This window comes from Neokomagataea thailandica NBRC 106555, from assembly GCF_001598495.1.
Lineage (GTDB): Bacteria > Pseudomonadota > Alphaproteobacteria > Acetobacterales > Acetobacteraceae > Gluconobacter > Gluconobacter thailandicus_A.
In genome coordinates this window covers 22255-33590 of sequence record NZ_BCZB01000016.1, presented here as the reverse complement: position 1 = coordinate 33590, position 11336 = coordinate 22255, and the positions used below count along the sequence as shown (strand labels likewise).

9 protein-coding genes and 1 tRNA gene are annotated in these 11336 nt (G+C 53.3%); 6 read left to right on the top strand and 4 right to left on the bottom strand.

What is annotated here, in order from left to right:
* Positions 1–324: 324 nt before the first annotated feature.
* The 4 genes from xylB to NTH01S_RS06790 form a co-directional block, all read right to left on the bottom strand.
* A complete protein-coding gene (gene xylB, locus NTH01S_RS06805) occupies positions 325–1860 on the bottom strand; it encodes a xylulokinase (protein WP_084367095.1) in 1536 nt (511 codons plus the stop codon).
* 224 nt (positions 1861–2084) lie between these two features.
* Entirely contained in the window at positions 2085–2948 is an 864-nt protein-coding gene (locus NTH01S_RS06800; protein ID WP_068171461.1) for a hypothetical protein, read from the bottom strand.
* Between the two features lie 22 nt (positions 2949–2970).
* A complete protein-coding gene (locus tag NTH01S_RS06795) occupies positions 2971–3993 on the bottom strand; it encodes a ferritin-like domain-containing protein (protein WP_068171458.1) in 1023 nt (340 codons plus the stop codon).
* 52 nt (positions 3994–4045) lie between these two features.
* Positions 4046–4660, bottom strand: a complete 615-nt coding sequence (locus NTH01S_RS06790) for an ATP-dependent Clp protease proteolytic subunit (protein WP_068171454.1) — start codon at positions 4658–4660, stop codon at positions 4046–4048.
* 178 nt (positions 4661–4838) lie between these two features.
* Here NTH01S_RS06790 and NTH01S_RS06785 point away from each other — a divergent pair, with 178 nt between their 5' ends.
* The 6 genes from NTH01S_RS06785 (at position 4839) to NTH01S_RS06760 (ending at position 11240) form a co-directional block, all read left to right on the top strand.
* On the top strand, positions 4839–5714 hold the full coding sequence (locus tag NTH01S_RS06785) for a hypothetical protein (RefSeq protein ID WP_245642253.1): 876 nt from the start codon (positions 4839–4841) through the stop codon (positions 5712–5714).
* A gap of 70 nt (positions 5715–5784) precedes the next feature.
* Entirely contained in the window at positions 5785–7023 is a 1239-nt protein-coding gene (locus tag NTH01S_RS06780; RefSeq protein WP_068171449.1) for an LL-diaminopimelate aminotransferase, read from the top strand.
* Positions 7020–8309: a homoserine dehydrogenase gene (locus NTH01S_RS06775; RefSeq protein ID WP_068171447.1), complete on the top strand. Its 1290-nt coding sequence runs from the start codon at positions 7020–7022 to the stop codon at positions 8307–8309. The genes NTH01S_RS06780 and NTH01S_RS06775 overlap by 4 nt, the downstream gene beginning before the upstream one ends.
* Positions 8306–9307 (top strand): class II fructose-bisphosphatase, encoded by a 1002-nt coding sequence (gene glpX / locus NTH01S_RS06770; RefSeq protein ID WP_068171444.1) that lies wholly within the window; start codon positions 8306–8308, stop codon positions 9305–9307. The genes NTH01S_RS06775 and glpX overlap by 4 nt, the downstream gene beginning before the upstream one ends.
* A 10-nt stretch (positions 9308–9317) precedes the next feature.
* A complete protein-coding gene (gene recJ, locus NTH01S_RS06765; protein WP_068171441.1) occupies positions 9318–11111 on the top strand; it encodes a single-stranded-DNA-specific exonuclease RecJ in 1794 nt (597 codons plus the stop codon).
* A 53-nt stretch (positions 11112–11164) separates the two neighbouring features.
* Positions 11165–11240: transfer RNA gene (locus tag NTH01S_RS06760), tRNA-Glu, on the top strand.
* The last annotated feature ends 96 nt before the right edge of the window (positions 11241–11336 follow it).

Sequence of the window (11336 nt, the reverse complement as noted above, 5' to 3'; positions counted from 1 at the left end):
TACTTGGGGTACCCGGCTTTCAGAGAATGTACCCCAGCTTACGCACAGTGTGTACAACTCCATATGATAGAGAAAACATGGGCTGCATGATTCTATCCCGTTTTACCCACAGAGAGGTTGTGTACAATCCCCATTACAAGAAGGTGTACCTACTCATCCCCGGTACTCGGTACTCCTTTGTGGTAAGACAGTACCGTCCCCATGTACCCCAGTACTCGAACATTGTACTGACAGGGTTTTCGCCATAAGACACTCGATTCCTTTTTGATGGAGCCATAGTCTCTTTTGACCCTCTTGGCGATTGTTAGGGATGTACCAAAACCCTTAGTGATCTGTACGACGTCCATAGCTATGGCCATAATGATGGCCATGTGGCCCTGCATGGTGTGGTACACCATGGTCAGCCGTACTAATGTCCCTGAGTAGTGGATAAGCAGCTCGGTAACGCTCTTGAGATTGAGCATAAGCTTCAACCAGTCCTGGGTGAGGTACAAGCGTTTCGGCACGAAGAGGTGGTGTGCAGATCGTGCTAAGCGTGTCGTGCGTTACGGCGAGCCGTGCCAGCCGTGCGGCACCAAAAGCGCCCCCTTGCTCACCATGAGATAACCGGTTCAAGGGAAGGTTTAGGACTGAGGCTAAGATAGAAATCCATAAACGGCTCCGTGACCCACCGCCAATAACATCGGCTGATTGTAAGATAGACCCTGCTTCATGCAGGCCATCAAGTGCATCACGGAATGAATGAGCGACCCCTTCGAGGACAGCTTGTGTAAGCTCAGCACGGTGCAATGCACGATCTAAGCCCAGAAATGCGCCGCGAACATGCCCATCATTATAGGGTGTGCGTTCACCATTGAGGTAAGGCAAAAACAATGCACGGGAGGGGCGCTCAATGTGATCAGGAAGTTCTGATAACAGTGTGCTGACATCACAATGGTTGATTTCTGCCCACCACGCTAAGGATGAGGCCGCAGAAAGCGTGACGCCCATTTGATGCCATGTGTGTGGGAGAGCATGGCACATCGCATGAATGGCGCTGTTGGTATTAGGGCGGAAACGGTCTGTAGTGCACCATAATACGCCAGACGTACCGAGAGATAAGAATGCATCTCCTGTATTGACGGCCCCTAACCCTACGGCAGAGGCTGCATTATCTCCCGCACTTCCCGCAATAAGGGGGGAGCGCTCCATCCCCCAGCGCGTGGTCAGGGTGGTAGAGAGGGTGCCCGCAGCATCCGTGCCTTCGCATAAGCGGGGCATGGCGTTTACGTCTAATCCTGTAGCGTTTAATGCGGCATCAGACCATCGCCGTTGACCTACATTGAGCCAGAGCGTGCCCGATGCATCGGACATATCTTCGATTTTCTCACCGCAGAGTTTGAAACGGAGCCAAGCTTTTGGCAGCAAGACATGACGGATTTTTTTGAAAATTTCTGGCTCGTGTTGACGAACCCATAGAATTTTTGGAGCTGTGAATCCGGGCATTGCGATATTGCCGCATACGGCACGGCTTTGTGGAAAGCTCTCTTCAAAATCCAGGCATTCCTCGTCTGAACGCACATCATTCCACAGAATACAGGGGCGAAGCACTTGATCATGAGCATCGAGTAAAACGGCGCCATGCTGTTGCCCAGAAAGACCAATGCCTTTGACCTGTGCCATTGCGTGCGGGGCATCGTTTTTAAGCCCGTCAAGCGCCTCTAAGAGGGCTTTCCACCATTGTTCAGGGTCTTGCTCACTCCATCCACTCTGTGGGGACTGAACGGAGAGTCTGACGGTGCGGTCCGCAAGAACGTGCTGTTGCTCATCCACCAGAATGGCTTTTAAACCGGAGGTGCCAGCATCAATACCAATATACATGAGGGAAATCCGTTTCAGCCTTCGCTTAGATGGCCTTGTTACGCCTCATGACTGGGGTGCAGGGATCACGATTTTTGTGAGGCGCTGCACGATTACGCGAGTGAGTTGGTCGGTCGCGCCAGCATTGTTCTGCGGTATGGATTATAAAGGATGAGGAAGATGGCCATGAGTATTAAAAATCAATGGTGACCATCCTTGTGTGTGCCATCGGGAAAGAGAGAATTTTACGTCTGTTTTCGTCTGAGAAAGGGGCGTGTTGTATCCCAAACTTTTAGACCACGCAGTGCAAGGTCTGCAATACCCGGTAGTAAGCGCGGTTGCATGAGGGCTGGGTTAAAGGCCTGCATACGCCGGGCATTTTCGCGGTAGCAATCGTCTACGAAACCACGGAACGAAAAACCGTCGAGGAAAAGATTAGTTTGCGTGACCGCGAAATCTTTGCCGTCATGAGCATCTTGTCCACGTTTGGCCATTCCGAGCAAACGTTTTGCTGCGCGTCCGTAAAAACGGAGCGTCTTGAGCTGCCGGCGGGTGCGGCCTAAGCCTTTCCGCCGTTCACGCCATGCCATATAGTTGATGAAAAAGACGATATGCCGTGTTTCTTCAAACATCAGCACGTCAAAAATTTCAAACATTGCTTCAGGGAGGAAGCGAGACTGACGAGCCGTTTTGAAGGCACCAAAGCCTAAAAAGGCGTCCAGACATTCACCAAATCCGAAATCAATAAAGGCCGTTTCAAGGTCTTCGGGGAAGTCTTCCAATGGTTGCGGATGGGCATCTAGCCCATAGCGCTCAATCATGACGTGAATGAGTTTGGCGTGTCGTGCTTCTTCATAGCCTTGCAGAGCTACAGCTTCGCGCACGACAGGATCGGTTATCTGCGGGGTGAAAGCATCGACAATAGCACCGGCCCGGCGCTCGGTATGGTATACTTCTTGCCAGAAAGGGACGGCCCGTAATTTTGCGAGGTCCCCTTCGGACAAATCAGGCCAAGGGAGGCTGTCCGGGTCGAACACTTGATGAGTGTCGATGAATTGCTGGCAAAAAAAACGCTTATGCGCGTCTGAACCGGCTTCCATAATGGACATTGGCGCTCTCCCTGATGGCTCTTTAGGCAGTCGCTTTACGCTTGTTAAAGCGTGTGTGTAGCGTGTCCCATAGCTTCGCTGCTTTGATAAAGGTGCGGGCAATGGCTGGGGTCGTTGTGGGACGTCTCAGGCGCGAATCATATCCAGAGAAGCGGCGCGCATCTTCATCCAGGCAAAGCTGCATCAATTCAGGCACTTTAATGTCGATATTGGTGACATCTTTGGCGCCGTTGACGGTGAAGTTGTTGTCTTGTGTGTGTTCCTCGCCGTTCTCATCCATGGAGCGGGCAAGGCCCATACGTTCATAGGCAAGGAACAGCCAGACACCAATAACGCGTAGTTCAAACCATGGACGCTTCCAGAAAGGCATCACGGCACGATGCCATGCAAGCCAATTCGCAAAGAGCAGAATATGGCGGCACTCTTCCTGCATGACGGGTTCGAATGTTTCGATCAGTTCAAGCGGGAAGAGGCCTGAGCGTTCGGCGAGTGCAAAAAGGCCAAACGCAAAGAAGCTATCAACACATTCGGAGAAGCCTGTGACCAGATAGGCCCATTCTGTGTCTTTAGGTTCTTTATATTCTGGCTCTGGGGCCATTTTAATGTTGTAGGCTTCGACCAGCTTGGACAGCACTTCCTTATGGCGGTTTTCTTCCCACGCATTGCGGGAGAGTGCGTCTTTCATCTCTGGGTCATCAATCATGGCGGCATAAGCGGCCATGCGTAAGCGTGCTTTGCCCTCCGTTTGCACGGCGATATCCCAGATGGGGAGAGAGGTAATGCGGTGCAATGTAACGGGGTCAAGATCCGGCCAAGGAATGACCGAAGGTTTGTAAGGATTAAATGTATCGCGGAACATTTGCGCGGTTGCCCGCTTATGTTCATCCGTGCCGGGCTTTAACGGGCCAGGGATGTCACTGCTCCAGTGGCGCGCCTCATAATCAACGCGTTCGAGCGTTTTCTGCGATGGGGCATCAGGCAGATGAGAATAGATCTCTTCGATCGATTTGGCGCTTTTGAGTGACGTTTGAGGCGCGCTAGTCATGGCGTGTTTTCGCGGCGCATTGTTCATGCGCCGTGCTCCTAGTCGTTGAGCGTTAGGTAAGGTCGGTTGCAGAAGAAATGATACGGTTTACAAGGCCGTATTCGATCGCCTCTTCGGCAGACATCCAGTAGTTACGGTCTGTATCTTTCGCAACCTTTGCGTATTCTTGCCCTGTTTCCCGCGCGAAGAGGCGGTTGAGGCGTTCGCGCATTTTGATGATTTCGCGGGCTTCAATGTCGATATCCGTTGCTGGACCGCGCACGCCACCCATCGGTTGATGGAGCAGAAAGCGTGTATTGGGTAAGCAGACACGGCGCTCTGGGCGGCCAGCCGCATAAATAAGCGCACCAGCAGAAGCGACCCAGCCCGTGCCAATCATGTTGATGGGAGCGACAGAATCCACAAAACGGATCATGTCATGGATCGTGTCACCACTCTCGACATGGCCGCCGGGTGAATTGACATAAACGTCGATGGGTTTGTTGGAATCGCCAGCGAGAGCCAAGAGGCGGCCGGTGACTTCACGGGCAAGCTTATCGTTGATCCCGCCGAAAATCAGCACTTTGCGTTGGTCAAACAACCGGCTTTCGAGTTCGGGCCCGGTTGAGGCTTTGATGTCCTCTTTTTCGGGGGCGTCGGTTTCTTCGTCAAAGCGTCGGAAGGTCATGCGTGTGATGTCCTTGATAGATTATAGTGGTCCAGCGTCTTCTTCCCCTATCCTGCGCCTCGTTTGCCTCGGTGCCAAGCCCGACAGTGCACGAAGTCTCGCCATAGAGAGCAAGAGAGGCTAGGTTTCATAGAATTTCATCTTTTGGTTGGGCCAAAACAAGAGCGGGGTCGCGGCGGTGCTTGGACGAAAACACGGAATTGTGGTCGGTGGTCTCCTGTTAGGGCTGGCGGGGTGTGCACACCAAGATGGTGTTGAGACGACCAACCAGTGGTGGCATAGTTTTGAAGGTGGAGAAATTGCGCAGTTGCGTCCGCCACCGCCGGGACAAAGCGTGCCTTACCCGCATGTTAGTCAAACCCCGATGGAAGCTCCAGATTTACCTTCTCCAGCCGCGCGTGAGCTTCAAACGCAACAGTTGGAAATGGACCGTAATCTCGCCCAGCGTGAGAGTGCGGCTCAGGGGCCTCTTCCGACTGTGCCAAAGGCGGTGCCGCCCGCTCCTATCGTGACGGCGAATAATGCGACTATGGGGACGACAGACGAGAAGCCTACAGTGCCAGTACCCGTGAAGCCGCATGTGACAGCCGAGCTGGCCATGCCGCAGGTCGTGATGAAAGGCGCAATTTCTTCAGGTACATTGCCGGAGATGATGAATGCGCCGCCAGTATCTGTTTCTTTCCCCGGTTTTTCTGTGCCAGCGTCTACTGGTGCGTCAGAGGCTGTGACCCCGGATATTGATGCATCCACCCCAGAGGGGACGCTTATTCGTTTCCAAGTGGCCTCAGACCAAACTGTGGGTAATCCGACGGCGGCATATCGTCGTCTTGCTGGTCAGAGAAATGGGCAGCGAATAAAAATTATAGGCTTTGGTGCCGCGATGAGCGCAGATGCGGGTTTATCCGTATCTGACCAAGTGCGTGAGGTTGCTTTAGGGCTGTTACGTGCACAAGTTGTAGCACGCGGGTTGGTCGTACAAGGTGTGCCGCAAACAATGATTGATATTGAAGGCGAAGCGATTGGTGATGGGGTTCGGATCCGCATTGTAAAGTAAGGCTGTTTCGCTTCTGTGAAAACCTGTCTATCGTCGTTGATCCATTCAATTTGTTAACTTTGAGCTGGTCATGACTGAAGAGTTCCATCGTATCCGCCGCCTGCCCCCTTATGTGTTCGCTGAAGTGAACAAGGCCAAGGCAGCCGCCCGTGCGGCCGGTGAGGACATTATTGACCTTGGGATGGGAAACCCGGATTCAAAGCCGCCGGAACACGTAACGCAGAAATTGGTGGAAACACTGAATAATCCGCGTGTGCATGGTTATTCAGTGAGCCGAGGGATCCCTGGGCTACGGCGCGCGCAGGCAGCGTATTATGAACGCCGATTTGGTGTGAAGGTTGACCCGGAAACGGAAGTGATCGTGACACTGGGCTCCAAAGAGGGGCTGGCTAATCTGGCATCGGCGATCACCAGCCCGGGTGATACTATTCTGGTGCCGAACCCATCATACCCCATTCATCAGTTCGGTTTTATGATTGCGGGTGCTTCTGTGCGTTCTATTCCGGCAACGCCAGATGAGGATATGCTGCGGGCGTTGTATCGTGCTGTGAAGCATTCTGTACCAAAGCCTACAGCTCTTATTGTCAATTTTCCGTCTAACCCGACGGCATTTTTAGCAGATATTGATTTTTACAAAGAACTGGTCACCTTTGCTCGCCGTGAAGGGGTCTGGATCCTCTCTGATCTTGCGTATAGCGAGATTTATTTTGGTGATACGCCACCGCCTTCGATCTTGTCTGTGCCCGGCGCAAAGGATGTTGCAGTAGAGTTTACGTCACTGTCTAAGACGTATTCTATGGCGGGTTGGCGTATGGGGTTTGCTGTTGGTAATCCTCGGCTTATTCAGGCACTGACGCGGATTAAGTCTTATTTGGACTATGGCGCCTTTACCCCCATTCAAGTGGCATCAGTTGCTGCGCTGAATGGGCCGCAAGATTACGTGAATGATATGCGCAACCTCTATCGTGACCGGCGTGATGTTTTGTTGCGTGGGTTGCATGCTGCGGGTTGGGATGTGCCAACGCCAGAAGGGTCCATGTTTGCATGGGCGCCTATTCCGGAGAAATTCACCGAAATGGGCAGTGTTGAGTTCTCAAAATTATTGATGAAGGAAGCCGGCGTTGCCGTTGCACCGGGTTTAGGCTTTGGTGAGTATGGCGAAGGCTTTGTGCGCATTGGGTTGGTGGAAAATACGCAGCGTTTGCGTCAAGCAACGCGCTCCATCAAAGGATTTATGAGCCGACATGGAATAAGCCGCCCAGCGGACATGTCTTCGGCAGATACAGGATCAAAGGTGGTATCATCATGAAACCATTACGTATTGGCCTAGCGGGCCTTGGCACGGTTGGTGTTGGCGTTATTAAACTTCTGCGGGCGCATGCTGCGGAGTTAACGGCGCGTGGTGGCCGCTCGATTGAGGTTGTGGCTGTGAGCGCACGCAGCCGCACGCGGGATCGTGGTGTCTCGCTGGATGGTTTGCGGTGGTATGATGACCCTGTTGCCTTAGCGCAAGATGCAGAGATCGATGTTGCTGTTGAATTGATTGGCGGTTCAGAAGGTTCTGCTCGTGCGATGGTCGAAGCTGCGCTCGCACGTGGGATACCTGTTGTCACAGCCAATAAAGCCTTGGTTGCTTTGCATGGTGGTGCCCTCACAGCATTGGCTTCAAAGCACAATACAACGTTATTTTATGAAGCTGCTGTTGCGGGCGGTATCCCCGCGATTAAGCTGGTGCGTGAAGCTTTGGCAGCAGACCGTTTGGAGAGTGTCGGTGGTATTTTGAACGGGACGTGTAATTACATCCTGACCGAAATGCGTGCGACAGGTCGTGACTTCGCGGATGTTCTGGCTGAGGCACAGGCTAAAGGTTATGCAGAAGCAGAGCCTTCCACAGATGTCGATGGATGGGATGCTGCGCATAAACTGGCTATTTTGGCGGGTATCGCTTTCCGTCCAATCCGGTTTGATAGTCTTTCGGTGCACGGTATTCGGGACGTGACGTCGGCGGATTTGCGCTTCGCGACGGAACTTGGTTATCGCATCAAGCTGTTAGGGCTGGCACGTCAGCAAGAGGGTAAGCCGCTTGAGGCTTGGGTACGTCCGTGCATGGTGCCTGTATCGGTGCCGGTAGCATCTGTTGAAGGTGTATTTAACGCCGTCACAACGTTTGGCCCTTTCTCCGGCCCGATGACGATTTCTGGTCGTGGTGCCGGTGAAGGGCCGACCGCCAGTGCTGTGGTTGCGGACTTGGTGGATCTAGCGCGTGGTGCTTCTCTGCCAGTATGGGGGGTGTCCTCTGTTCCTGAAGTGGTTGATTGTGCGCCATTGGATGACGTGGAGAGTGCTTTCTATGTGCGGCTGGATGTTGCTGACCGTTCAGGAACGATGGCTGATTTGACCTCAGTTTTGCGTGACCATGATGTGTCTGTGCATTTGGTTTCCCAGCATGAAGCCGCTCCGGGGCGTGCCCATGTCGCGATCGTTACGCATCGTGTGATGGAGCGGACAGTGCGTGCTGCGGCGGCTGGCTTGGCAGCGTTGTCAGCCGTGAATGGTGAACCATTGGTGCTGAAAATTGAGGATAGTTTGCAATGAGTGCCGCGCGCATCGCTCCCCCTGAGTATCCCAAAGATCGTAACCTAGCTCTCGAACTGGTGCGTGTTACGGAAGCCGCCGCCATCGCTGCCGCCGTATGGACGGGGCGCGGGTGTAAAAATGAGGCAGATGGGGCCGCAGTGGAGGCGATGCGTGCGGCATTTGATACAGTCTCGATTGATGGTGTGGTGACCATCGGTGAAGGCGAGATGGACGAAGCCCCCATGTTGTATATTGGGGAGCGTGTTGGCTGTGGTGGCCCAGCGATGGACATTGCCGTTGATCCGTTGGAAGGCACGAATTTATGTGCGAGGAGCCTGCCCAGCGCCTTAACGGTTGTAGCCTTGGCTGAGCGTGGCGGTTTCCTCCATGCTCCCGATGTTTACATGGAAAAAATTGTCGTTGGCCCTGATTTGCCAGATGATGTTGTTGATTTAGACTCCTCTATTCGTACGAATTTACGTTCGCTGGCAAAGGCGAAAGGTAAAGATATTTCGGAGCTGGTTTTGTGTGCTCTGGATCGAGAACGACATGAGGATTTGATCGCGCATGCTCGTGAAGCCGGAGCGCGTGTGATGCTGGTGACGGATGGTGATGTTGCGGCGGCTATTGCAACATGCCTGCCAGAAGGTGGCGTTGATCTTTACGCGGGGTCAGGTGGTGCGCCAGAGGGTGTTTTGGCGGCAGCAGCATTGCGGTGTGTTGGTGGGCAAATGCAGGGGCGTTTGCTGTTTGAAAACGCTGCGCAGCGAAAGCGGGCGGAAGATATGGCGCATGGTCGGGACCCTGCGCGGCGTTTATTTTTGAATGATATGGCGTCTGGTCCGGTGTTGTTTTGTGCATCAGGTGTGACGACAGGGCCGTTATTGCGTGGTGTGCAAGGTGTGGGCACGCATCGGGTGAGGACGAATTCATTGGTGATGCGTTCGTTGACTGGCACAGTGCGTTATATTGAGAGCTTACATGATCGGCGTCTTGGGGCGCATGGTTTAGACTGAACGGTAAAGCATGACAGAGACACCAAATTGCGTTCTCGGCGTTGAATACAGCGCAGGAGGGCGGCAATGGATATGGCGTGACGCGTCTTTGGGGAACGTGGAACACCGTGCGGCTCTCGGGATGGCACAGCGCCTTGGAATACCGGAGTTATTGGCGCGTATTTTATCTGCGCGCGGGATTAGCGTAGAGACGGCTGAAAGCTTTTTAACGCCACGTTTGCGCGCGTTAATGCCAGATCCTTCTTGTATGAAAGATATGGACCGTGCGGCAGAGCGCTTGGCGGATGCGGTGCGTCAGCAAGAACCTGTCGGGCTGTTTGGTGATTATGACGTTGATGGTGCCTGTGGCACGGCTCTTATGGCTGATTTCCTGCGCCAGTTAGGCTGTGTGGTGCAGACGCATATCCCGGATCGTATTACCGAAGGGTATGGGCCGAATGTGCCCGCATTAGATAAGATGATTGAGCAAGGGGCTCGTCTTCTTGTGTGCATTGATTGTGGCACGGCTGCGGTTCATGTTTTGGATGAGTTGGCACAGAAGGCGGATGTGATTGTTCTGGATCATCATAAGCCTGATGGCGCAGTGCTGCCGAAATGTATTGTGGTGAACCCAAACCGTTTGGACTGTGATTCAGGATTAGGGTCCATCTGTGCAGCAGCCGTTACGTTTATGACCATGACGGCTGTGTCTCGTGTTTTACGGCGTTCAGGGTGGTTTCAAAACCATCAAGAGCCAAGCTTGATCCAAGCATTAGACCTTACAGCATTGGCGACGATTTGTGATGTGATGCCACTCGTCGGCCTGAACCGTGCTTTTGTGCAGCAGGGCCTAAAGGTTATGGCCCGAGGAGAGCGGTTAGGTTTGACAACTCTGTCTTCAGTCGCGGGGGTGCGAGAAGATGCGAGTGCTATGTCCTGTGGTTTTGCGCTGGGCCCACGGATTAATGCGGGTGGGCGTATTGCTAAGGCTGATTTGGGGCTGAACCTTCTTTTATCAGAAGATGCGGAAGTCGCGCGGCAATTGGCTGAGGAACTGGATCAGGTCAACCGTCAGAGGCAAACGGTTGAGGGGGATATCCTTGAATATGCCATGGAGCATGCCGCGCACCAGGTTCAAGCGGGGCATGCGGTTATTTTTCTACACCAAGGCGGTTGGCATCCTGGAGTTGTGGGCATTGTCGCCGGGCGTTTGAAAGAGAAGTTTAATAGGCCCGCTTTGGTGGGAGCTTTAGCGGATGGCGTGATTAAAGGGTCAGCCCGTTCGGTGCCGGGGCTAGACCTTGGGGCGGCGATTATTTCTGCACGACAAGCTGGGGTGCTCCTGACGGGGGGTGGTCATGCGATGGCGGCTGGGTTCTCGGTCGTTGAGGAGAATGTGGCCGCTTTTCATGCTCTTTTGGATGAAGCATTAGCGGATGCTCGTTTGTTACCGCCGAGGGAGGCGCTGCGGATTGACGGGGTTTTGACCGTGCACGGGGCCTCTTTGGATGTCGCGAAGCAATTATCCCGCCTTTCCCCTTTTGGTCCAGGAAATGAAGAACCCGTTTTGGTGGTGCAAAATGTGAGATGCGTGAAAGCAGACCGTATTGGCCGAGATGGGAACACAATGCGTGTGCTTTTGCGTGGGGAAGATGGTCACGTGACCCTTAAGGGGCTGGTGTTTCGTGCTGGTGATGCAGATTTTGCGTCTGTGTTGGAGGATCGGAGCATGCCGTCGCTGCATGTGGCGGGTCAATTACGGCCGGAAAACTGGCAAGGGCGGGAAAGTGTCACCTTTTTTATCGTTGATGCGGAAAAAGTTTAAAATAGTGCTTGACGGGGTCAGGTGATCCCCTTATACACCCACTCACGCCTCCAGTCCCGTTCGTCTAGAGGCCTAGGACACCGCCCTTTCACGGCGGCAACACGGGTTCGAATCCCGTACGGGACACCATCATAATAGTCTGTAAAATGACTTTATGACTATGAGGATAAATCCTCAAAGCAGTAAAATATATACCGTTTACGCGTTAGAGTAACGTTTGAATGC